This is a genomic window from Deinococcus sonorensis KR-87 (assembly GCF_040256395.1).
Taxonomy (GTDB): Bacteria; Deinococcota; Deinococci; order Deinococcales; family Deinococcaceae; genus Deinococcus; species Deinococcus sonorensis.
This window is the reverse complement of record NZ_CP158298.1, coordinates 369790-391080: the sequence shown is the minus strand read 5'-3', so window position 1 is coordinate 391080 and position 21291 is coordinate 369790. Positions and strand designations below refer to the sequence as shown.

Here is a 21291-nt window from a genome sequence, read left to right as displayed (position 1 = left end):
GGCGCGGGCCGCGCGACCCGGCCTCGTCTGACGGCACAGAGGGTGCAAGGTTCAGGAAGGTGGCCAGGCAACAGCAGGTGAGGGGAAACCTGAAGCGGGCCTGGGGATCCACCGTGACGTCGGTGCGGTGCTGGGCGTCGCTGCGCGTCCCTTTCGTGACGCGTGGGGTGAACTCGTCGTGACGGCACCGGTGGGCCAGGGAATCCCGCTGAGTCGCGACCTCGTGGTCAGGACCCCCGTCCTCATATTGACTTTCGATAGATAGTGAACGATAGTCAATACATGCAGATTCAGCGTTGGGCCGTCCTCCTGCTGCGGGTGTCCCTGGTGACCCTCTTCGTGGTGCTCCTCCTGCTCCAGACCTTCTCCTTCCCAGGACAGTTCGCCTTTATGGCTCAGCAGCACCCGCAGAGCGCTCACCTGCGCTGGCCGCTCACCTTCGTGTTTGCCTTCTGGATCCTGTGCGCCCAAGTTGTCCTCTTCGCCATCTGGAAGCTGCTGGCCCTCATCGGCGCCAACCGCATCTTCACCAGCGTCTCCATGACCTGGGTCGACGTCATCGTCCGCGCCATCGCCGCCGCCTGGATCATCCTCGCGGGCGTCCTGCTCTACGTCGGCCTCCACGCCGACGACCCCGGCCTGCCCCTGCTGCTGTTCACGTGGTTCATCGGGGTGACGGTGCTGGGCCTCCTGATGATCGTCATGCGCGCCCTGCTGCGGCAGGCCACCGCCCTGCAGACCGACATGGACGAGGTGATCTGATGCCGATCATCGTACGCATCGACGTCCAGCTCGCCCGACGCAAGATGAGCGTCGGCGAGTTCGCCGAGCGCGTCGGCCTCACGCCCGCCAACGTGGCGGTCCTCAAAAACGGCCGGGCGAAAGCCGTGCGCTTCAGCACCCTCGACGCAATGTGCCGCGTCCTCGACTGCCAACCCGGCGACCTGCTGGAATGGACCGAAGACTAACGCGCTGACGCAGGACCAGCCCACGAGTCGCGGCCGCCCCCGGCCGCCGCGGCAGGCGCCGCACCCCCCGCCGCCGAGCCATCACAGGAGGTCCATGACCGCATCCGTCCCACCCCACACCATCACGCCCGCCCGCGAGGGCGCCCCCTCCACGAGCCCACGCCCTGAGGTCACCATGACGCGCCCCTGTGCACGCCCACCGCGGCTGACCTGCAGCCGTTCGCCGGGCGCGACGAGAACAACGGAGTCGGCGCGCGCCTCCAGCTCGTCCCCGGTGACGGGCGCCTTCTGATGCGCCTGGACAACCAGCCGGACACGGCGGTCACCCTGCAGCCCGTAACCCGCGACCTGTACCAAGCCGGCCGCATGACGGTGCGGTTCCTGCGGAATGCGGCCGGACCGGTGCTGGGCTTCCGCTCCAGCACCCCGGTGGTCCGCCACCTTCAATTCAGGCGCAGCAACCGCCCAGACGGCTGATAAGCTGCCCGCACCACGAGACGGGCGGGCGCCTCAGCCATGACCGCCGGGACCGTGCTGGTCCGGCGTCGACGCTGGACCTCCACCCGGCGATTCACCGCTGGGCCGTCCAGGCTGCAGGCAACCCGGATCCGGGCGCCTTCCCCTCCCTGCCCCACCCGAAGGCCCACCGTGGACGCCTCGGGTTCAGACCGGGGTGAGACCCCTCGCCGCAGACCCGCCCGGCCCCACGACCCTGCCCGGGGCGGGCGGTGGGCGCGTCACCGCGTGTCCAGCATCGTCCCGAAGTCGCCGGCGCGCCAGAGCACGCGGTTGCTCAGCTCCGCGATGCGCCACCCCTCCGATGTGCGTCTCATGGACGCGCGGATGACGCCGCCCGCAGAGAAGGAGCGCTCGAGCAGGGTCGCGGCGGCCGGGCGGCCCTTCCAGAGGTGGATCGCGACCAGGTTGGCGCGCACACTCGCGGCGTCGCCGTCCACGTCGACGGCGTGGTCGGTCAGGAGGTGCTGGGACGCCTCGAAGCGGGCGAAGCTGCGGGCGTGGCTGTTCACGATGCTCGCCACACCGGTCATCACGTCTCCGTTCGGGCGGATGACCCGGGCGTCGGCCGTGAGGATCTGCCGAAAGGTGGCGTCGGCGAACTCCTGCTCGTCCAGGGCCCGGAAGTACCGGCCGATGGCCCGGATGATCTGCGTGTCGTCAAGCCACCGGTGAAGCGCGGTGGGCGTCATTTGGCGGTCCTCCATCCGGGTCAGCTCCTCGTGTCGCCCGAGGCGGACACCGCGGCGCGCCGCTGCTCCACCCGCCGGGTCTGCTCGTCTCCGGTCAGCGTCCCCCAGACTTGACGCCGCTGCTCGTTCAGAGCGGCGAACGCGGCGGAATCCAGCGCCCGGGCTGCCCTGAGCCGCGCCACCTGCTCGGCCGTCCAGGGGGTGTTCAGGCGGGTGGTGTCCTCGATCAGTCGCAGCAGGTCGTCGATCGACGGTTCGATGTTGCGTTCGAGCCGGTTGAGGATGCCCCGCAGACGTGCCTGCAGATCGACCGCCTGCCGGGCGCGTTCGTTGACCACGTCCAGCTGGCGGCGCAGCAGGTCGGCCACGCCACCGCCGGCGTCGCCCTGCAGGACCGCCGCGGTTTCCTGCAACGTCAATCCACAGCTGCGCAGCGCGATGATGCGCTGCAATCGAGCGACATCGTCTGCGGTGTAGCAGCGGTGGCTGCCCGACGTGCGGGTGGCTGGGGACAGCAGCCCGAGCCGGTCGTAGTGGTGCAGCGTCCGCACCGTGATGCCGGCCTGCACGGCCAACTCCCCGATGCGCCAGGTCTTGGTGTGCTCGTTCACAGGGTCCTCCTGACCGGTCCTCACCACTCTAGGACCTGACGTTGCGTCAGATTCAAGAGGGGTTTGGGTCCGCTGCGCCCCGCCCCGTTCAGCGCCGCATCATCGACCGGTTCGCGGCGTCATCCTCCAGGGTGGCGAAGGTGGAGGCGGGAGGCCCGGAGGTGCAGCCGGTGGGGCGTGCGGTGAACCAGCGTGAGGGTGTCGTCCCCGGGCACCGGATGGAGCGGGGACGGCGATCATGGAGTCCAGCCGGAGCAGTGTGAATCCGGGCTGTGCTTACCGTCCTAGGAGATGTGCGTTGCGCATCTCCGGGTGTCTGCAGCGCCCGGCGAACCGCGTCCCGCCCGCGTGTGCTGACGGTGGACGGCACAGAGACCGTTCCGGTGCCGCTGGCGGCACACCTGGGTGGAAGTACGGGGTGCGCGTATCGTCCCTTGCAGGTTCGGCAGGGACGTAGTAATGTGGACGGCGTCCACAACCGAATGGACGCTCCTCCACAAGGCGTGCAGCGTGAGCACGTCTCAGCGCCACGCCACGCTTCCATCCCGCAGGCTGCGTCTCGTGCCGGTGGCAGACCCGTTGCCGCGCGTTGAGGGCAAATGGATGATCCATCACCCGCCCATTCCACGCCGCTGACGGCCAGCTTCACCTCCTTCGCCGGGCGGCCACATCCGGCCGCCCTGGAACGCCGACCAGAACAGGTGACCATGAGAACACTGGTGCTGGGCATGTTCGTCTCGCTCGATGGCTTCGTTAGCGGTCCCAACGGAGAGGTCGACTGGATCTTCCGGTCCGGCGATGACGCCACCGACGAATGGATCGTCGAGCACCTCTGGCAGGCGGGCGCCCTCGCCATGGGCCGCCGCTCCTACGCCGAGATGGCCGGCTACTGGCCGACCTCCGACACGCCCTTTGCGGCGCCGATGAACGCCATCCCCAAGATCGTGTTCACAAGGCGCGGCCTTATCGACACGCCGGGCGGCCGGCTGGACCCTTCACGCACGCGGGACCCGGGCGCGTCGGCCGGGCGCGACTGGACCGACCCGCTGGTCGCCCAGGGTGACCTGCGTGACGAAATGGCGCGGCTCAAGGCGCAGCCCGGCAAGGACATCCGGGCCCTCGGGGGGGCCAGCTTCGCCCAGGCCCTCGCCGCCCACCGGCTGATCGACGAATACCACCTGCTGGTGGCGCCGGTCGCCCTGGGACAGGGGGTGCCGCTGTTCGCCGGACTGACCCGCCCACTCGACCTGCAGCTCGTGAGCACCAGGGTTTTCGCTGGCGGCGCGGTGGCGCTGATCTACCGGACCCCGGTGGAAGCGCCGGGTGACCCGGGAGGGCCCGACCTGGCCGCGGGCAACCCGGCCGGAACGGCCTGAGGGCCCCATCCGTCGCGGCGAACTGGGTTGCCCAGGGGCGGAGCTGTGGTGCGGGCCCTCCATGGCCCCGGACCCGACCCGCTCATCCGCGCTCCCCCTCACCCCGTGCCGCTTTTCCAGGCGCTGCCCTCCACTCCACCACCCCGGCTTTCCGCAGGCGCGCAGGAGAAGCGTCGACCCGCATTCACCCTCGAGCAGGAGGAGCGCCATGCAGACCGTACAGTCCCGAGACGGCACCCCCATCGCCTACGAACACACCGGGCACGGCCCGGTGGTCATCCTGGTGGTCGGGGCGCTGTGCACCCGCACCACCGCCGGCGCTCAGGACCTCGCCCGGCGCCTCGCCGCTGCCTTCACGGTCATCACCTACGACCGTCGCGGGCGTGGCGACAGTGGCGACACCACGCCCTACAGCGTGCACCGGGAGGTGGAGGACCTCGTCGCCCTGGTGGACGCGGCGGGCGGCCCGGCCCACCTGTACGGCCATTCCTCCGGCGGCGCGCTCGTCCTCGAAGCGGTCCAGGCGATCGGTGAGCGCCTCGGCCGCCTGGCCGTGTACGAAGTGCCGTATGACGACGACCGTACAGGCCTGCCCGACTGGCAGCGGTACCTCGCCGATCTGGAACCGCTGCTGGCGGGCGGCCGACGAGGCGACGCCGTGGCGCGGTTCATGCAGCAGGTCGGGACCCCCGCCGAGCAGATCGACGGCATGCGGCGCGCGCCGTTCTGGGCGGCGCTGGAAGCGCTCGCGCCGACGCTGGCCTACGACCACGCCTTCCTGATGGGCCCGGAACGGGCGGTGCCGGTCGCCCGGGTGGCCCACGTGGCGCACCGGACGCTGCTGCTGTCCGGCGGCGCGAGCTTCGGGTTCATGCGCGACACCGCCCTAGCCCTGGCCCGGGCCATGCCGAACGCCTCGGCGGTGGTGCTGCCCGGCCAGACGCACGACGTCGACGCCGCGGTACTGGCCCCCGTCCTGACGGACTTCTTCACCGGGGCGTGACGGCACCCGAGCGACCGATGCCGGGGTGAATGCGGACCCCACCGGGCCCGGTCCGCCGATCCTGGGCGGAGCCTCCGTCGATGCGGTGTCCCCCACCACCCACCAGGGCCGAGCCTCCGGCTGTTCAGGTATCGCCGGGGAGGCCCCGGAGGACCGAGGGCGGTGACGGGTGAGGACCGGCGATTTGGCCTCGTCTGTTCCGCCGGCCGTTACTGGACCGTGCCGCGTCCGTGGGCTGTGGACGACGGCTTCCACGTCCGTGTGCCGGCAGACTCGGTTCTTGCCGTGGCGTTTGGCACGGTACATGGCCGTGTCCGCGCAGTGCAGCAGGCTGTCCACCGTGAGGGCATCGTCCGGGAAGCAGGCGTACCCCACGCTCGCGCTCACCTGAACGTCCGTCCCGCCGATGGAGAACGGCGACCGCAGCGCCTCGACGATGCGGTCGCCCACCAGCTGGAGCGCGCCGGCCCCGCTGGTGTCCTGCGCGAACACCACAAACTCATCCCCGGCCATCCGGGCGACGGTGTCCGTCTCGCGCAGCATCCGCTGCAACCGCAGGGCCACCTGCTGCAGCAGCACGTCGCCCGAGGCGTGGCCCAGCGTGTCGTTCACCCGCTTGAAGCCGTCCAGGTCGATGAACATCACTCCATGCCGCGCGGGGACGTGCCGCGCGCGGCTCAGGGCCTGCTCCAGGCGCTCCATCAGCAGCTTGCGGTTGGGCAGCCCGGTCAGCGCGTCGTGATACGCGAGGTGGCGCACGTGCTCCTCCGCGCGGCGCAGCTCGGCGTTGACCTGTTCGAGGCTGGCCCGCCGATCGCGCTCCAGCGCCGCTTCGCGCTGCAGGGAGAGCACCCGCGCCTGCACCGTCAGGATCTTTGTTTTCCGGTCCAGGGTCAGGTCGTGCAACTCGCGCTGCAGGGCGTAGAAGCGCTTGAAATGCCGCAGGGCGTCCTGATGAGCCCCCTGGTGTTCCAGCGCCTCCGCGAGCCAGCGGTGCGCTTCACTTTCCCGCTGGCGCAGCTGCAGGTCCTGCGCCAGCTGCAGGGCGCCCTGCAGGTCCACGGTGGCGTCGTCCGGCTGGCCGCGCTGGAGGCGCACGCGGCCGCGGGCGATGAGCGTCATCGCCTGATGGTCCCGGTCGCCCCCGGCGCGGTGCAGCGACAGCGCGTGCGTGCACTCCTGCTCGGCCGCCTCCAGCTGGCCGAGTTCCAGCAGCGTGAAGGCGCGGTAGGTGCGCATGATCGCCTCCGGCTGGTGCAGCTGCAGGGCCTGGCACTGCGCCAGGACCGCGTCACTCTCCTGCAGCGTCTGCGGGTACTGGCCCAGGTGGTACGCGGCGACGGCGGTGTTCAGCTGGACGATGACCACCTGCGCGCTCACCCCCGGGGTCCACTGCTCCGGCGGGAGCTGCCGGAGGCGCGCCAGGGCCTCCCGGTGGAGGTCCAGCGCCCGGTCGTATTCCTGAATGTCCCAGTGCATGTTGCCCATGTTGCTGAGCACCCGCGCTTCACCGGCCGGGTCCCCCAGCGCCTGCACCAGCTGCAGGCTGTCCAGCGCGAAGGTCATCGCCTGCGCATAATCGCCCCGCTGGTGGTGCAGGACGCTCAGGCCGTTCGTGACGCGCAGCTCGATGTCCGGGTACCGGCCGCGGCTGAGGTGATGGGCCTGGGCGTGGTGGGTGAGCGCCGCGTCGTACTCGGAGCGGTAAAAGGCGCACCCCCCCAGGATGGTGAGCGCGAGCGCCTGCGAGCGCTCATCGTTCAGCGCTTCGGCGGACCTGCGGGCCTGCTCCGCCAGGCGCTGGGCGTCGTCCACCCGCACGTACTTCAGGTGGTCCGCTTCCGCCAGCAGCCGGGGCACGTCAAGCGGCAGCTGGTGCTGTGGGTCTGCCTCGGGCAAGGGGGGGGAATACGGCGTCATGATGGGTCCTCGCTGGGCGCTGGGCAGGGCCGGCCGGCCGCTCTGGCGTCGAGCGACGGCGGTCTCCTCAGCGTACGCGGCGGGTCTTGCTGAACTCTGACGTGCACGGGACGAGGCCGCCCCGCTGACGCCCGGAGCGGCAGGTGGGCCCCAGCGGTCCTCCACGCTGTCCCGCTTGAGGGCGTTGGGCCCTGCGGCCGTCAAGCGGACCGGCAGAACCTCGGGTGCGCCGCCGCCTGACGGGCCGGCCGGACTACGCCAACGCTTCACCCGGCCGCCCACGGCCAGGGGCCGGGCCCCGGAGCTGCCCGGCACGGTCAAGGCGGCGGTCCTGCAGGGCGCGGGTGCCCCGGGCGCCCTTCGGCCGGGACCGGCCCAGTAGCGGGCGGCGTCCTGGAAGCGGCGCGTGCCGAGGATCCGCGCTACGGGCGTGGGGGGTCGCCGAGCCCGGTCGTGACCGTGTCCTCCGTGGCGGCCTGATCGCGTCCCTGCTGTTTGGCGTGGTACAGCCGGCAATCCGCCAGCGCCACCCAGCCCTGAACCGACGCCGCCTCCGCCGCATGGGCCACGCCGCAGCTGACGGTCAGTGGCCACGGCAGCGGCTGCGGACCCTTTCGCACGGCCGCGCAGCAGCGTTCGCCGAGGTCGGCGAGCTGGTCACGGGGGACGCCCTGCAGCACCACCAGAAACTCCTCGCCCCCCCAGCGCGCCACGGTGCCGTGGCCACCGAACGTCTGCTGGAGGGTCCGGGTGAGCTGCTGCAGGATCTCGTCCCCGACCAGGTGCCCGAACTCATCATTGACCCGCTTGAAGTGGTCGATGTCCAGCAGGATCACCGCCGAACGCCCCCGCGTGTCGGGCGGCGTGTGACGCTGTTCCAGCAGCGGGTAGACGGCCCGCCGGTTCGCCGCGCCGGTCAACGGGTCCGACAGGGCCAGCGTCTCGTGCACGCCACTCTCGGTGCGCTCGGCGGTGATGTGCTGCCCGAACACCGAGATGTGCCCGATCAACACCAGGGTGATGGCCGTGTCCACCAGCAGGGTCAGGTTGCCGCCGCCCGCCTGGACCTGCAGGCCCAGCAGCAGCGCCAGGAGCCCCGCGCCATACAGCAGCGCCAGCCGCACCGGCAGCACCGCGTACGCGGCCATGCCCACGAACACGCACGAGAAGTACAGGTGCGGTGTGGGCAGCTGGTGGCGGGTGAAGGCCGCGCCCAGCTGGGCCAGCACCAGGGCACTGGCAAGCCCCAGCGCCCCCTGGTCCACGGTGCGGGTCGTCACGCGCCGGATGGCCAGCAACACGGCCAGGACCAGGCACACCGCCGCGCCGTACCCGGCCCAGCCGTCCAGCGGCGCCGAACCGCGGTGCCCTTGACCGTACATGGCCACGCCGCCAAGCAGGACGGTAGCCCCGCTGGCGGTCACGAGGTACAGCCAGCGGCGCGTCTGCTCAGCGTGCAGGTGCCGTCGTTGGACTCGAGGCTCGCCGGGTCTCACCCACCCACGGTAGGCTCCGGTCCTTGACGGTTCCATGACAGGCGTCCTGCGGAATGCCCGCCGGTCAAGAAGCTCGCGCACCCGGGGCTCGGCTGATGGCCTGACGGTCCATCGCCGGCGCCAGCCACCCGCCGCCGTGGCCCGGGTGCACGCCAAGTCCTAGCGCCACGGCCGGCGCCGCTGCTGTTGGGCCGTCGCGGCGCTGACCTGGCCAGCACGGCTGCAGGACGTCCTCACGCCCGCCACAGCGGCAGGGTGAACGCGAACGTGGTCCGGCCCTCCCTGTGGGTGGCGAACACCGCTCCCCATGACGCTGAATCGCGCGGCGGACATTCGCCAGCCCGGCGCCTGCTCTGGTCTGCAGGTCCTCGCCCAGGAGAGAGAACGGCAGCCCAGGATCCTTCGCGGCCACGTGGTGCAATTCCAGATGCTGGCGCGTCACTCCGGGTGTGCAAGCGCGCGGCACCGTCAACCCGACAAGCGCAGGTCACCGGCGGCGGACGCTCCCCGTAACCACGCCGGTTCATCCCGGAAGCGTCACCTGTGACACGGCCACCTCAGGGCAGTGGCCGGGAGCCCTCCTGCGGTGCAGCCCCAGGCCGGTGGGTCGTGAAGGCCCACGCCGCGACATGACGGACGAGCAGCTGACGGTCCTTCGTCAGCGTCGCCATCCAGACCTCAGCGGCAACCTCAGACCACTCCAGCGTCACGGCGCCCTGCATATGCCTGAAGCAGTGCAGTTGAGCCTGCGGGGCCGACACGAAGATGCCGAGGGTGTAATGGACGTTGTTCACGACGAGTTCGGCACGGTACACCCCTCAGCATAGGCACGCCGCGCTGACCGTTCCCTGACCGCCGTTCAGGGACGGTGGTTCAGGGGCCGCCGTGGCGAACCCTGTCCCCGCAAGGGACGAGGGATGCATGATGCTGGCGGGAAGCGCTCAAGCCGTCCTGGACACGGCCTGCTGGACCCCGAGGACGCAGGCAGCACCACGCGCGGCCAGCGGGCATTGAGGCGTCGTCGACCAGCCATGCGACCGGCTCCAGGGTGCGGGGTGCATGCGGGTCCGACGCGGGCAGCGCAGGCCGGGTGGCCCCCGCCTTGTGGCGCTCACGAGCTGCCCGCCCGGATCGGGTCCGGGCCTGCCGCATCCGAAGGACCGCACCAGCGGGCCGGGCGCCGTCGTCCCGGTCGGATCAACCCATCGCAGGTGACGGTGGCGCTGCTCGTCCACCGTGCGGACCTCTTCGTGCCTGGGGGGCTGTCCCGTGACGCATCGTGCCGCAGCATTCAGATCTTTGTCATACCCGGCGCCTACAATTCTGCCATGAGCGAACCCCCGAAACCCGGAACCATCTACCGGATCGGGCGGGATGCAGAGCCGCGCTACGCGGTGCGGCGCATCATTGAGGAACACCCAGCGTACTGGGAAGTCGAGCTGCAGGGACTGCAGCCACCGCATGCCCTGGCGCGCGTGCTTGTCCTGCGGGACTTCATCAGCGGCCGGGCCGTGTAACCACGGTCAGGCCGCGGCAACCCCTCTACCGAAGACCTCACGAACGGCTGGGGCGAGCTGAGGCAAGCGCCTCCGTCAGGGCGCCCGCACCCACGCCTTCCCGGTCGGGTCGGTCTCCAGGCGGCGGGCGATGGCCTCCAGCGGCTGACCTGCGCAGGATGCGGGCCCCGCACCGTGTCCGGAGCGGCGGCCACGCCCAGCGCCTGCTGAAGGCGCTGGATGGACGGGGCATTCCGCATGGTGCACGGGTCAACGGCGTTCCTGCGCCCTGCACCGGGGTGCCCGCCGGACCGTCAGAGTGCCGCAAGAGCGCTGTGCGTACACTCCAGGTATGTCCAGCTCCTTCACCGTGGGCGACCTGGCCCCCGACTTCCAGATGTCCAGCCGCAAACATCAACGCCAGCGCCTGTCCGACACCCAGGGACGCTGGACGGTGCTGTACTTCTTCCCCCGCGCCAACCACCCGCATTGTGTCATGCAGTCCCGCCGCTTCCAGACGATTCACGAGGATTTCGAAGCGATGGGCGTGTCGCTCATCGGGGTGAGCGTGGACACCGCCGAACAGCAGAAGAACCTGAGCAGCTTCTGCACCCTCGCGTTCCCGCTGGTCTCGGATGCCGGGCACGAGATCAGCCGGCAGTATGGCGTGCTGGCATCGGCAGAGGTGGAGGGCGAAACGGTCACGTATGCCCGGCGGGAGACGGTGCTGATCGACCCGGCCGGGCGCGTCGCGCACCACTGGAAGGACGTGGACCCCAACACCCACGCGCAGCAGGTGCTCGAGCACATCGGCGACCTGCTCGGCTGGCCGCAGCACCGCTGAGTTCGCCCGACAAGCGCCCCAGCCCCAGCCGTCTGGCCAGGGTGGGGCGCTGTTCGTTGGGCTTGCCTGCCCAGTGCATGCCCGCCGTCCCCGGTGGCAAGGCAGGGTGTTGGGGGTCCGGGTCCGGTGCCCCCCGCCTGGCCCTGCACGGGCCGGTCCAAACGGCCGCCGGAGCTGGCCCGCCACGCCCCAAGCCCAGTCACCGGTTCGGGCGGCGCACAGCGCCGAACTTGACGCCGCGCCAGCTGACCGTGGCCCACCGGCCCGGCTACTGGCCTGAGCCACCTTGTCTGTACCCCGTTCCCAGGGGACGGAAGGAAAGCTGCAGCTGTCGCGCGGCGAGCATCAGTTCAGTGCCCGCGCCTGAAACACCCGAAACCACCACTGCGGCCCTCTGGCCCACAACTCGCCGTCCTCCATCTGCGTCCACTGCAGCGCCTCGCCCGCGTACTGGAAGCAGGCGGCACGCGCCGCGGCGGCGCTCTCCCAGCGGCCCAGATCGTGCAGCAGGTCCTGGCTGTCCGGGCTGTACACTTCCGCACTCCACAGCGGGTCGCCCAGGCCCTGCACGCTCAGCCCTCCTCGGTGGCGCGCCGGTGCAGCTGGGCGATCAGCTCACCGCGCGCCGCCGCCGTCAGGCCGCTGAACCACGCCATCGCGTCCCTGTCGGTGCGGATGCGGACGATCTGCGTGACCTCGTCCTGGCCGAGCGGCACGATGCCGAGCGCCTGCTGGCCGAGTTTGGGATTCAGGTGCTTGTTCTGCGGACGTGCGCTCATGGTGCCTCCAGGTGCCGTGTGGTCCAAGGTGTGGTGAACTGCTGGGCGCCAGGATCGGGGACTGGGCGGTCAGGCCCTGTGCGATCGCCATTCAAGCCGCTGCACAGCCGGCCAGCAGTGTATCCGTCGGTGTCTGCCTCTGGAACCCTTGGACGCAGGGTGCGGAGGTGCAGGCCTCCCCCTGCGTCCCGCCCAACCACCCTGCCTGTGACTGTCTCCGGGCAGGGTGGTTGGGCGGGGGTTCCTCTTACTCCACAGCGTCCTTCACCCTGGTCTTTTGAAACAGGAACAGCATGCGCTGAGTGTAACGCCTAGTCAATACACAATGAGCCGTGCGCGGATGCTTCGGCAACGTCACCCGAGACCCGGACGCGCCACCGAGCACATCCCAGACGTGCTGAGGCCACCCCATCAGCATCTGCACCGCGCACAGCGCGCGGACCATCCGCGCGTCCTGCTGCCAGCCGGGATTGGTGGCGTCCGCCGTGCACCCTGGTCGGCACGCGCAGGTGCCACGGACCCGGGCAGCCGCTCCGCATGGGCCGGGCCAGGCGAGCGTCGCCACCGCCTGGTCGGACCGGGCCACCCTGCCGGTAATGCCATCCAACCAGTGTTACCGTGCACAAGGTGCTCGCGGCCGAGGTGGTCCGCTGTTGCTCCTGGCCGTCACCTGCGGAAGCCAGTGCCCCGCTGCATACCGCCCGTGGACGGGCAGGGCGAAGGCAGGGCCCCACCGGCGAACTCAAGTGGTGTCACTGCTGGAGCGGCCCATGGCTTCGTTTCACGAAGTCGCGCAGGAGTGGGAAGCCTTCGCCCTTCTGACCGGAACAGCTGGCGCCACCCTGGCCGGCCTGGCGTTCGTGGCCGTGAGGGTCGGGAGGGTGATCGTGCACCTGCAGCGCCTGTCGGCCCTGCGCCCACCTGAACCTGGCCCTCCCGGCGCTGCTGATGACCCTCGTGCGCCGCGTGGGGGTGATGATGCCGAACCTGGAGCGCGTCTGGTGGGGCCGACTGCTGACCCTGACCGGCGCCGCGGACCTGCGGTCCATCATGGTGGTGCTGCGCTCCCTGCTCACCACCCAGGCAGTCGTGCTGCAGTGGGACCGGGTGTGGTCCGCGGTCGTGCCGGTGGGTGCGGTCCTGCTGGCCGCGGGCGCCCTGACCCTGGCGCAGCAGGCCTCTCTGGGATTCACGGGCTACGGCCTGACGTTGCTGGTGCTGTTGATGCTGGGCACGAGAAACACCTGGGGTGACATACTCGGTCCAGCTGAATTCAGAGGTCAAGGCATGGACGACACCACCGGGGACGACACTGCACCGATGCCGTAACGACCGCCACATAACAGGATGTCTCGGGAACCGTGCTGGAGTGGCGGTGTCGTGTGTGGTTCATGCCGCCCCTCAGGCGGTTCGAGGACGGCAGGACGGTCGCGCCGCGGTCCGGCAGGGGTGATGCAGAGCGCCTCACCGGCAGGTGCGCTTCAGGATGCCCCGGGCTCAGGGCCCACGAGAGCCCCACGTCAACGGGTCCCGGCGCCGCGTTGCCGTCCCCGCCGCCGGGGCCGTATGCTGAGAGCCCCCCGTTCATTCAGGAGGCACCATGCAGGACTGGCAGGCTGATCGTGAAGGGACGATTGACTTTTCCGGTTTCCACACCTGGTACGGCATGACCCGCACCGAGGACGCCCCGGGCACCTTCCCGGTGCTGGTGGTGCACGGCGGTCCCGGCATGCCGCACGACGCGCTGGAACCGCTCGCGGCGCTGAGCGGCAGCGTGCGGCGGGTGGTCTTTTACGACCAGCTCGGCTGTGGGCGCTCCGACCGGCCGGCGGACCCGTCGATCTACACCATCGCGCTGTTCGTGCGGGAGCTGCAGGCGGTGCGCGACGCCCTGGGCCTCACCCGGGTGCACGTCTACGGCCACTCGTTCGGCGGCGCCCTCGCCCTGCAGTACGCGCTGACGCACCCGGAGGGGCTGGAGAGCCTGATCATCGCGGATTCGTTCGCCACGGCCGACGGCTGGCTGGACGGGGCCCGGCAGCTGCGGCGACAGCTGCCCGCCGACGTTCAGGCGCTGCTGGACCAGCACGAGGCGGCCGGCACGACCGGCGATCCGGCGTATCAGGCGGCCTTCGCGCAGCACTACCTGGGGGTGCATTGCTGCCGGGTCCCGCTGCCGGGGCACCTGCAGCGGGCCTTCGCCGGGTCGGGGGCGGAGGTGTACCGGGCGATGTATGGCCCGCAGTGGTTCCGGATGACCGGCCAATACACCGGGTGGACTGTGGTGGACCGGCTGCCGGAACTGCAGGTGCCGACCCTGGTGCTGGCGGGACGCTACGACCAGTGTGTGCCGGCGCTGTCCGAGCAGATCGCCGCCGGCATCCCCGGCGCGGAGCTGCGCATCTTCGAGCACAGCTCGCACGTGCCGTTCGTGGAGGAGCCGCAGGCGCATCACCAGGCGGTGCTGGAGTTCCTGCAGCGGGTGGAGCGGGGAGCGCACCACGCGTGACGTGTGGACGCGCGGCGGTGGGGGTCGTTGAGTCCACTGACCTGGGGTTCCTCTCCTTCTGCCCCCAGCGGCATCAGCCGCACCCCCTGCCCACCGTCCGCTCGTGGTGCGGACGGGAACTCGAGCGCGGGTCATGCAGGACGATGCGTTCCGTCCTCCCGGTCACCGGACCCGGCCCTGGGTTCGTTGCGCCACCCCTTCCGGTTGGCAAGCGGTTCCCGGGACGACCGCCAGGACCTGGATCCGGCGTCCTGCCGGTTCGCCCGGTCCGCGGAGGGCGACCTCAGGCGGGCTGGTACTGCATCAGGATCACCCCAGCGCCGATGGGCCGAGCCTCGGCCAGCCGCAGGGTGAGGGCTGCCTCCCCGAACAGCCGCCGGCCCCGGCCCACCACCACTGGGTACACCAGCAGGTTCAGCTGATCGACCAGCCCGCGCTCCAACAGGAAGCGTCCCAGCACCCCGCTGCCGTACATCAGCAGGTCGCCACCTGGCTGAGATTTGAGGGCGGCGACTTCGGCGGCGACGTCGGAACCCAGCAGCGTGGTGTTCTACCACTCGGCGCGGTCCAGGGTGGTCGAGGCGACGTATTTGGGCAGCGCGTTCATGCGGGCGCCGCCGCTCGCCTCGTCGGTGCGCGAGGGCCAGGCCTGGGCGAAGCCCTCGTAGGTCACCCGGCCCAGCAGCAACGCGTCGGCGCCGGCCATCTCGGCCGCCTTGAACGCCGCGATCTCATCGTTCCAGTACGGGGCACTCCAGGACGGTTCTTCCATCACGCCGTCCAGCGACAGAAACTCGGACATCACCAGTGTGGCCATCCTCAGGTCCTCCATCCGTGGTCGGTCAGGGGTGTGGCGTGCAGGACATTGATCGTAGCTCGTTGAAGCGATGGGCGAGCCGCCGGGGCTCCTCGGACCGCGGTGACGTGCGGCTCGGGCCCCGCTGAAATTGAGGTGCCCGGGCGCGTCAGAGCCTCAACCGTGCAAACTGCTCCTGGGGCACACCGAGCCGAGTCATGTGGGCGCGCAGTTGATCCTCCAGCTGCCGGACGGCCTCCGGATGACCCGCGTGCAGGTTCTGCTGCTGCTCCACGTCACTGGCGTGGTAGAGCAGGTCCTCGCGGAGCGGGGGGAGATGCCGGATGTCGCTGGACATCGCCGGCATCCGCCAATGCGGCGTCTTCACGCCAGGAATGAACATTCCGGCCACCAGCTCCGGGAACGCCGTGGGCCGCTCGAAGCGGGCCGCGTGACTCCGGGCATCCAGGTGACCGACCTGCAGCGAGTACCAGTGGGCCGGGCCGAGACGCGGGTCGTGGTCCCGCAACAGCGTCCACTCGCCGTTGGTGACGCCCACCCGGGCATTGGCGTACCCGTACACGGCGAGGTCCCGGTGATGGGACCGCTGCCCGAGCAGGACCGGCAGCACACTGCGGGAATGCGGCGCGGTGCTGGGCAGGCCGAGCAGGTCGAGGACGGTGGCATGCAGGTCCACGGTCTGCGTGATCGCCTGCTCGCGCCGCGCCGGCTGCCCGGGACACCACACCTGCAGCGGCACGTGCGTGAGGGTGTTCCACAACGGACTCGCCGGTTTGCCGATGCGTCCGTGTTCTCCCAGGTAATGCCCGTGATCGGTGGTGATGATCACGGCCGTGTCCTGCCACAGGTCATGCCGGGTGAGCGCATCGAACACCTGACCCAGCCAGGCGTCGACCATGGTCAGCTTCCCCGCGAATTGAGCGCGAACCCAGTTGAGTTCGCGCTCCGTGAGCGCAAGCTCCCCTTCGTCACTGCGGCCGTACCGGGGCCAGGGATTGAAGTCTTCCGGCGCTTCATCCGTGTAGAGGCTGCGGTACGGTTCGGGGATGTGAAACGGCTCGTGCACGTCGAAGCTGTCGATGTGCAGAAAAAAGCGCTCCTGGGTATGATTCTGGTCAATCCAGCGGGCGGCGGCCGCCATGACCTTTGGGGCGAAGAAATCGGCCTCACGCACGAAGTCGGCCACGTTGCGCAGATAAATGCGGGCGCCCTCCCCGTGCTCCACCACCATGCGCCGGGCCCAGGCGGGAGTCTGCTGGAGCGGCGCCGTGATGTGGTTGTCGTGCTCGTGCCCGCGGATGAACTCATACCCGCTGAAATCGTGGTGGTAACTGTGCGCGCCCCACTCGAAAAAGTGGTAGTGGTCGGTGATCAGCTGGGTGGTGATGCCCGCACGGTTGGCATGGTAGGCCACCGGCTCGTCCCACGGCTCCAGCGGTCCCCACCCGCGCCACCAGAATTCCTCGACGCCCGCCCAGAGTTCCCGGCGGGCGGGCATGCACGGCAGTGAACCGGTGAAATGCCGGTCAAAGGTGACGGCACGTTCCGCGAAGGCGTCCAGGTTCGGGGTGCGCACCCAGCGGTTGCCGTACGCGGGCAGGTAATGCCTGTTGAGCGAGTCGATCTGAATCAGGATCACGTTTCGTGGCATGGTCACCTCCCAGGGTACGGCCGCACCCCGGCCAGGCACACCAACACCTGCGAAGCCGGTGAGCGCCACAAGCCGCAGGGAAACACGCGGCGACGTGCGCTGGGCCCGCCCACCATCCTCCAGAACCGGGTTGAGGCGCCCTGCTGGCGCCGCGTGAACATCCGCGCAGAACCAACCCGGGCTGAGCCGAGACACCCGAGGGACCGTGCAGCGGAGACGCCGACCAAGGTCGGGCCACCCACCCGACTTCTGCGCCTGTTGCCCGCCTGGGCGCCCAGGTACGCTCGGGACGGGTCAACAAGCCCGGGGGCATCACCGGGCAGGGTTCCTGCTTCACCCGCCGCGTTCCCGCTTCCTTCGTCACGCCTGCGTCCTCCTGAGGTTGTCCATGATCAAACCCCCTGCCCTGATCGCCCTGACCCTGATTCTTGCCGCCTGCGGCGCCAGCCAGACCACCGCGCCGACCACCGCACCCGGATCATCGAATGCTCAGGTCATCGCCGGCACCGTGACCGCGCTGAGTGCCGACCACCAGGCGTTGACGGTGGCCGGACAACCGCTGCACCTCGGCCTGGCCCCCCAGAGCCTCACCGCGTCGCCGAACGGGGCGACCGTCCGGGTCAACGGCGATGACGCCAACGCGCTCGCGCTGAGCATCGGCCAGCACGTCACTGTGCGCGCCAGGGACGACACGGCACGTGAAATTGAAATCGAGAAGCAGCTGCGCGGCACGGTCAGCAGCCTGGACCTGAAGGCCGGCAACCTGGTGGTCAACGGGCAGACCGTGACGGTGACGCCCACGACCCGAATTGAACTGTCCCGCAAGGAATCCAGCGTCCCGCACCTGACCCACACCCTGGCCGACCTTCAGGTCGGGGCGTTCATCGAAGTGACCGGCGAGCAGGACGCGTCCGGCGCGGTGCTCGCGAGCAGCATTGAAGTCCGCGGCGCGTCCGAGCGCCATGAGCAGGGCCAGGACGATCAGGCGGAACTGCACGGCGCCATCCGCGCGCTGGACGCCACGGCCCGGACCTTCTCCACGGCGGGCGCCACCGTGGACTACCATCTGGCCACTGTCCGGGGGGCTCCTGTCAATGGCCTGCGGGCCGAGGTGAAGGGCACCTATGACGCCTCCACCGGGGTGCTGCTGGCCAGCCGCCTCCGGGTCGAGGACGCCGGCGGACATGACGACGCGGGTCCGGCCCCCGTGGCCGGGGCGGCCATCCAGCTTGAAGCGCGGGTGACGTCGCTGGACCTCGCCGCCCGGACGCTGGTGGCCGGGCCGTACACGGTGGACTTTGCCCGTGCCGCGGTGAGCGGCACGCCCGCGATCCGCAGCGAGGTGCGGGTCAGGGGGCAGGTGGACGCCAGCGACCTGCACCTGGTGCATGCGACCGACCTCCGGGTGCACGACGAGGATTGAACCGAACACGAGCTGAAGCGCTCAGGGGCGTGCCCAGGCCTTACCCACCGGTGATCCACCACCGGGTGAGGACCTGGGCACGCCCCACCGTTGAGGCAACGACCTGCTCGACCCGCGCCCACCCATCGAGACGGGGTACCGTGGGCGGAGGGTGACGGTCGTTCCGTCAGCTCAGCGGTGGGGTGGCCGCGGCCAGGTCGGACTCCTGAGCGGCGGAACGGCGTTCCGTCTCCACCGCGGGCACGGCATCACCCATGGACGTCCGGCCGAGCTGCTGCAGGCTGACCTGCCAGAGCCGCTCCTGCAGGGCCTCGTCGAAGGTGACTGGCCGGGGGTCCACGAACCGGGTTTTGTTGAAGAACCGGCCGGTCATCCCCTCCACCTCCGGCGCCGTGGCGAGGTACACCGACGGGAACGCGCCCTGTTCCGGGGTCTTCTTCAGCGGGGTGAGCAGCCGGTTGATCAGCTGCGACACGCCGCGCGCGTCCCGGGCGATGTCGGTGGCCACGATGCCCGGGTTGACGGCGTTGACCGTGACGCCCGTGCCCGCCAGCCGGCGGGCCAGGGCGCGGGTGAACAGCAGGTTCGCCAGCTTCGCGTGGGTGTAGGCCCCAAAGGTGCTGTACCTTCGCTCCGCCTGAAGATCGTCGAAGCGGATCGCCTCCGCGTACAGGCCCGACGCCACGTTCACGATGCGGGCCGGAACGCTGGCGGTCAGCAGCGGCAGCAGGGCCAGGGTCAGTTCCATGGGCGCCAGGTGGTTCAGCGCCCAGGTGCGTTCGAATCCGTCGGGGGTGAGCTGGCGGTGGGTGAAGGTGCCGCCCGCATTGTTGACGAGCACGTCCAGGCGCGCATGCTGGGCCTGGAACGCTCCGGCCAGCGCGCGCACCTGGGCGGGCCGGAACAGGTCGGCCAGCAGAAACGACACCCGGGGGTTCCCGCTGCGGCGCTGCAGATCCGCTGCCGCCGCCTCGGTCCGCGCGGCGTCCCGCCCGGTGATGACCACCTCCAGGCCCTGCTGCGCCAGGGCGAGGGCGGTCGCCCGGCCGATGCCGGAGGTGCCGCCCGTGATGAGGGCGACTGTGGGTTGAACGTGACCGTGCACCATCTTGATTCCCTCCCTGCGTGTGGTTACTCTTTGTACCTAACCGCAGTATGGGAACTGCCCATGCGACGCGCAAGGAGGCACATTCATGTCACCAGGTCACCCCGATCTCCCCGCCCTCGGCCTTCAGGCGTGCGCGGAGCCCAGTCCCTGCGTGGAGGTCAAGGACGTGCTGGCCCGCGTGGGCGACAAGTGGAGCCTGTACGTCGTGGTGAACCTGCACGCCGGACCGCTGCGGTTCAACGAACTGAAACGGCGGATTGACGGCGTCTCCCAGCGCATGCTGACCCTGACCCTGCGGGGCCTGGAACGGGACGGCCTCGTGAGCCGCACCGTGTACCCGACCCAGCCGCCCAGCGTGACGTACGAGCTGACCGCCTCCGGTCAGACGTTGCTCCGCCCGGTCGCGGCGCTGGTGCGCTGGGCGCAGGCGCACCGCGACGACATCGAACAGTCCCGCCACGCCTTCGACGCCCAGCACCCGCATGCCCATACGTCCGGTGCATAGCTCCGACGACGCCGGCACCGGAGCGCAACAGGGCCGCGCCCCCAGGCGGGCGGCAGAGGCGCGACCACCCACTCATCGGGCGGTGCAGGCGGGCGGGCCTGCAGGCGAATCGGCTGGTGCTCCCCTGTGCCGCGCCGATCCACGGCCCGGCGCGGCACGCCCAGCGGCCCCCGTGGGCGCCCGACCTTCACCGCCCGGCGAGACCTCCGGCTGCCGGCGTCGCACGGAGACCGCCCGCAGATGAGTGACCTGTCGATCATCCGTCAACCCGCCGGCCAGCGCACCCTGACCGTGCGCGAGAGTGACCTCGCGGTCTGCGGCCACGACGTCACGGCCGCGCTGCTCCTGCACGCCATGGAGCGGTGGTACGCCTGGAAACTCAAGCAACGCGACGAGGCCCGGGGCCGGAACGCCGCCCGCCGGCTGAGCGGCGCTGCCCCCACCGCCGACGAGGGCCTGTGGGTGCGCCTGGACGCCCGGGACTGGCAGCGGGAGCTGCTGGACATCGTCAACGAGCGGACGGTCCGCAGCACCCTGAAGCGGCTGGAGGAGCTGGGGTACGTGCTGAGCCGCAGCACCCCGGGGGACCGGACGCCCCAGTGGCTGTTCCAGCGGGCCGCCGTGCAGGCCGCCGTGGACCGCTGGGAGACCGAACGGGCCGGCGTCCACGCGCAGCTGGACCCTTCCCCCACGGACGAGCGCCCGAGCGCCCGAGCGACGCTGGATGAATCTGCCGCCGCCCATCTGACCACCTTGCCCGCAGGGCGCCGTGCACCGTCCTCTCGGACCGACCTCCAGACCGTGGAGGATGCCGCTGAGCGCGAGGACCCTCCAGCGGCGTCCATCTCCAGGACGGCGGCGCTGGACCCAGACCGTCCACCGGTCCGGCGCCCAGCCGCACCTGGGCTGCCCACCCTCTCCCCTGCTCACTCCGCCGCGGGGCGGCAGGCGACCGTCCAGCCCACCCGCCCGGAGGAGCGTCCGGGGGGGCTGGTGGTGCCGCGGACCGATGACCTGCCACCAATCCCCCGACAGGCGTTGCTGGCCCGGCCAGCGGCCACGCCGGCAGATGCGGCGTACCGGATGCTCACCGCGCTGGCCGGCGGGAAAAAAGCCGTTGCAGAGCGCCTCCAGGAGACCACTCCAGCGGGGCGGCTCGAGCGTACGTTGTGGCTGCGCCTGACGATCGAGGAACTGCAGCGGGTCCGGAAGCTGGCGCAGGGCCAAGCGAAGGCGAACCCCGGCACGTCGATGTTCACGTACGCCATCCTGGGCCTGGACCGGCTGATCGGCGCCCCGAAACGCAGGAACGAGACGGGCCAGGGCCCGGACGCGCCGCGGCCGGCGGCCTCCGTCACCCCCGAGGCGCGGGCCACCGCCCTGGACCAGTTGCCGCCCGTGGAGATCGGCTCCACCTGGCGGGGCCGGAAGACCGGCACGCCCTACCGCGTGGCGGAGGTGCACAGCACCGGCGTGATCGTCGAGGGCCTGGGCGAGTACCCGCTGCTGAAGTTCTTCGAGCTGTTCGAGGCCAGCTGACGGGCGAACAGTGAACCGAGGGCCGCAGCGGCCCGCCA

General features: G+C 70.6%; 21 protein-coding genes and 1 pseudogene. 12 read left to right on the top strand and 10 right to left on the bottom strand.

Translation table 11 applies throughout. The features are described from left to right. Positions 1-282 precede the first annotated feature (282 nt). From ABOD76_RS05020 to ABOD76_RS05010, 3 genes are all read left to right on the top strand, one after another. The gene (locus ABOD76_RS05020; RefSeq protein ID WP_350242026.1) at positions 283-762 is read left to right on the top strand and encodes a DUF2975 domain-containing protein; all 480 of its coding nucleotides are present in this window, start codon (positions 283-285) and stop codon (positions 760-762) included. Next, the gene (locus ABOD76_RS05015) at positions 762-968 is read left to right on the top strand and encodes a helix-turn-helix domain-containing protein (protein WP_350242025.1); all 207 of its coding nucleotides are present in this window, start codon (positions 762-764) and stop codon (positions 966-968) included. The genes ABOD76_RS05020 and ABOD76_RS05015 overlap by 1 nt, the downstream gene beginning before the upstream one ends. 291 nt (positions 969-1259) lie before the next feature. Next, positions 1260-1445 (top strand): hypothetical protein, encoded by a 186-nt coding sequence (locus ABOD76_RS05010; protein WP_350242023.1) that lies wholly within the window; start codon positions 1260-1262, stop codon positions 1443-1445. A 260-nt stretch (positions 1446-1705) separates the two neighbouring features. On the opposite strand, the gene ABOD76_RS05005 is transcribed toward ABOD76_RS05010, so the two are convergent. Together ABOD76_RS05005 and ABOD76_RS05000 are read right to left on the bottom strand one after the other, a co-directional pair. Continuing rightward, positions 1706-2176, bottom strand: a complete 471-nt coding sequence (locus ABOD76_RS05005; protein ID WP_350242021.1) for a nuclear transport factor 2 family protein — start codon at positions 2174-2176, stop codon at positions 1706-1708. 20 nt (positions 2177-2196) lie between these two features. Then, complete coding sequence (locus tag ABOD76_RS05000; RefSeq protein WP_350242019.1) at positions 2197-2787, bottom strand: MerR family transcriptional regulator; 591 nt, start codon at positions 2785-2787, stop codon at positions 2197-2199. 599 nt (positions 2788-3386) lie between these two features. On the opposite strand from ABOD76_RS05000, the gene ABOD76_RS04995 reads away from it, so the two are divergent. Further along, positions 3387-4163 carry a dihydrofolate reductase family protein gene (locus ABOD76_RS04995; RefSeq protein WP_350242017.1) on the top strand — a complete coding sequence of 259 codons (777 nt, stop codon included), beginning with the start codon at positions 3387-3389 and terminating at the stop codon, positions 4161-4163. 208 nt (positions 4164-4371) lie between these two features. After that, complete coding sequence (locus ABOD76_RS04990; RefSeq protein ID WP_350242015.1) at positions 4372-5166, top strand: alpha/beta fold hydrolase; 795 nt, start codon at positions 4372-4374, stop codon at positions 5164-5166. Here the strand turns inward: ABOD76_RS04990 and ABOD76_RS04985 are convergent. The 3 genes from ABOD76_RS04985 to ABOD76_RS04975 all read right to left on the bottom strand — a co-directional run bounded on the left by ABOD76_RS04985 (position 5050) and on the right by ABOD76_RS04975 (position 9397). Continuing rightward, positions 5050-7086: a diguanylate cyclase domain-containing protein gene (locus ABOD76_RS04985; RefSeq protein WP_350242013.1), complete on the bottom strand. Its 2037-nt coding sequence runs from the start codon at positions 7084-7086 to the stop codon at positions 5050-5052. The two genes, ABOD76_RS04990 and ABOD76_RS04985, sit on opposite strands and share 117 nt — an antisense overlap. A 422-nt stretch (positions 7087-7508) precedes the next feature. Then, the gene (locus ABOD76_RS04980) at positions 7509-8468 is read right to left on the bottom strand and encodes a GGDEF domain-containing protein (RefSeq protein ID WP_350242011.1); all 960 of its coding nucleotides are present in this window, start codon (positions 8466-8468) and stop codon (positions 7509-7511) included. Between the two features lie 671 nt (positions 8469-9139). Then, a complete protein-coding gene (locus tag ABOD76_RS04975; protein ID WP_350242008.1) occupies positions 9140-9397 on the bottom strand; it encodes a hypothetical protein in 258 nt (85 codons plus the stop codon). A 513-nt stretch (positions 9398-9910) separates the two neighbouring features. Here ABOD76_RS04975 and ABOD76_RS04970 point away from each other — a divergent pair. Together ABOD76_RS04970 and ABOD76_RS04965 are read left to right on the top strand one after the other, a co-directional pair. After that, the gene (locus ABOD76_RS04970) at positions 9911-10099 is read left to right on the top strand and encodes a hypothetical protein (protein ID WP_350242006.1); all 189 of its coding nucleotides are present in this window, start codon (positions 9911-9913) and stop codon (positions 10097-10099) included. Positions 10100-10430: 331 nt separating this feature from the next. Next, positions 10431-10922, top strand: a complete 492-nt coding sequence (locus tag ABOD76_RS04965) for a peroxiredoxin (protein ID WP_350242004.1) — start codon at positions 10431-10433, stop codon at positions 10920-10922. Between the two features lie 345 nt (positions 10923-11267). Here ABOD76_RS04965 and ABOD76_RS04960 read toward each other — a convergent pair whose 3' ends face one another. Both ABOD76_RS04960 and ABOD76_RS04955 read right to left on the bottom strand, forming a co-directional pair. Then, on the bottom strand, positions 11268-11492 hold the full coding sequence (locus tag ABOD76_RS04960; RefSeq protein ID WP_350242002.1) for a hypothetical protein: 225 nt from the start codon (positions 11490-11492) through the stop codon (positions 11268-11270). 2 nt (positions 11493-11494) lie between these two features. Continuing rightward, a complete protein-coding gene (locus tag ABOD76_RS04955) occupies positions 11495-11701 on the bottom strand; it encodes a hypothetical protein (protein ID WP_350242000.1) in 207 nt (68 codons plus the stop codon). A gap of 948 nt (positions 11702-12649) precedes the next feature. Between ABOD76_RS04955 and ABOD76_RS04950 the strand changes: the two genes are divergently transcribed. After that, entirely contained in the window at positions 12650-13030 is a 381-nt protein-coding gene (locus ABOD76_RS04950) for a hypothetical protein (protein WP_350241998.1), read from the top strand. Between the two features lie 271 nt (positions 13031-13301). After that, positions 13302-14210 (top strand): proline iminopeptidase-family hydrolase, encoded by a 909-nt coding sequence (locus ABOD76_RS04945; RefSeq protein WP_350241996.1) that lies wholly within the window; start codon positions 13302-13304, stop codon positions 14208-14210. A 283-nt stretch (positions 14211-14493) separates the two neighbouring features. On the opposite strand, the pseudogene ABOD76_RS04940 reads toward ABOD76_RS04945, so the two are convergent. Next, positions 14494-14982: pseudogene (locus ABOD76_RS04940) on the bottom strand (dihydrofolate reductase family protein). Between the two features lie 193 nt (positions 14983-15175). Next, positions 15176-16678 (bottom strand): sulfatase, encoded by a 1503-nt coding sequence (locus ABOD76_RS04935; protein WP_350242327.1) that lies wholly within the window; start codon positions 16676-16678, stop codon positions 15176-15178. Between the two features lie 388 nt (positions 16679-17066). On the opposite strand from ABOD76_RS04935, the gene ABOD76_RS04930 reads away from it, so the two are divergent. Beyond that, on the top strand, positions 17067-18101 hold the full coding sequence (locus ABOD76_RS04930) for a DUF5666 domain-containing protein (RefSeq protein WP_350241994.1): 1035 nt from the start codon (positions 17067-17069) through the stop codon (positions 18099-18101). A 166-nt stretch (positions 18102-18267) separates the two neighbouring features. Here ABOD76_RS04930 and ABOD76_RS04925 read toward each other — a convergent pair whose 3' ends face one another. After that, on the bottom strand, positions 18268-19209 hold the full coding sequence (locus ABOD76_RS04925; RefSeq protein ID WP_350241992.1) for an SDR family NAD(P)-dependent oxidoreductase: 942 nt from the start codon (positions 19207-19209) through the stop codon (positions 18268-18270). Positions 19210-19294: 85 nt separating this feature from the next. Here ABOD76_RS04925 and ABOD76_RS04920 point away from each other — a divergent pair, with 85 nt between their 5' ends. Both ABOD76_RS04920 and ABOD76_RS04915 read left to right on the top strand, forming a co-directional pair. After that, positions 19295-19714, top strand: coding sequence for a winged helix-turn-helix transcriptional regulator (locus ABOD76_RS04920; protein WP_350241990.1), 420 nt, complete (start codon positions 19295-19297; stop codon positions 19712-19714). A gap of 126 nt (positions 19715-19840) precedes the next feature. Then, positions 19841-21253: a hypothetical protein gene (locus ABOD76_RS04915; RefSeq protein WP_350241987.1), complete on the top strand. Its 1413-nt coding sequence runs from the start codon at positions 19841-19843 to the stop codon at positions 21251-21253. Positions 21254-21291: the final 38 nt, after the last annotated feature.

What these genes read in the sequence shown, in the direction of transcription:
- ABOD76_RS04965 (WP_350242004.1), top strand. Translation starts at nt 10,431, where the DNA reads ATGTCCAGCTCCTTCACCGTGGGCGACCTGGCCCCCGACTTCCAGATG.
- ABOD76_RS04945 (WP_350241996.1), top strand. Translation starts at nt 13,302, where the DNA reads ATGCAGGACTGGCAGGCTGATCGTGAAGGGACGATTGACTTTTCCGGT.
- ABOD76_RS04970 (WP_350242006.1), top strand. Translation starts at nt 9,911, where the DNA reads ATGAGCGAACCCCCGAAACCCGGAACCATCTACCGGATCGGGCGGGAT.
- ABOD76_RS04930 (WP_350241994.1), top strand. Translation starts at nt 17,067, where the DNA reads ATGATCAAACCCCCTGCCCTGATCGCCCTGACCCTGATTCTTGCCGCC.
- ABOD76_RS04925 (WP_350241992.1), bottom strand. Translation starts at nt 19,209, where the DNA reads ATGGTGCACGGTCACGTTCAACCCACAGTCGCCCTCATCACGGGCGGC.
- ABOD76_RS04995 (WP_350242017.1), top strand. Translation starts at nt 3,387, where the DNA reads ATGGATGATCCATCACCCGCCCATTCCACGCCGCTGACGGCCAGCTTC.
- ABOD76_RS04920 (WP_350241990.1), top strand. Translation starts at nt 19,295, where the DNA reads ATGTCACCAGGTCACCCCGATCTCCCCGCCCTCGGCCTTCAGGCGTGC.
- ABOD76_RS04955 (WP_350242000.1), bottom strand. Translation starts at nt 11,701, where the DNA reads ATGAGCGCACGTCCGCAGAACAAGCACCTGAATCCCAAACTCGGCCAG.
- ABOD76_RS04980 (WP_350242011.1), bottom strand. Translation starts at nt 8,468, where the DNA reads ATGTACGGTCAAGGGCACCGCGGTTCGGCGCCGCTGGACGGCTGGGCC.
- ABOD76_RS04985 (WP_350242013.1), bottom strand. Translation starts at nt 7,086, where the DNA reads ATGACGCCGTATTCCCCCCCCTTGCCCGAGGCAGACCCACAGCACCAG.
- ABOD76_RS05005 (WP_350242021.1), bottom strand. Translation starts at nt 2,176, where the DNA reads ATGACGCCCACCGCGCTTCACCGGTGGCTTGACGACACGCAGATCATC.
- ABOD76_RS05015 (WP_350242025.1), top strand. Translation starts at nt 762, where the DNA reads ATGCCGATCATCGTACGCATCGACGTCCAGCTCGCCCGACGCAAGATG.
- ABOD76_RS05020 (WP_350242026.1), top strand. Translation starts at nt 283, where the DNA reads ATGCAGATTCAGCGTTGGGCCGTCCTCCTGCTGCGGGTGTCCCTGGTG.
- ABOD76_RS04935 (WP_350242327.1), bottom strand. Translation starts at nt 16,678, where the DNA reads ATGCCACGAAACGTGATCCTGATTCAGATCGACTCGCTCAACAGGCAT.
- ABOD76_RS04950 (WP_350241998.1), top strand. Translation starts at nt 12,650, where the DNA reads ATGACCCTCGTGCGCCGCGTGGGGGTGATGATGCCGAACCTGGAGCGC.
- ABOD76_RS05010 (WP_350242023.1), top strand. Translation starts at nt 1,260, where the DNA reads ATGCGCCTGGACAACCAGCCGGACACGGCGGTCACCCTGCAGCCCGTA.
- ABOD76_RS04990 (WP_350242015.1), top strand. Translation starts at nt 4,372, where the DNA reads ATGCAGACCGTACAGTCCCGAGACGGCACCCCCATCGCCTACGAACAC.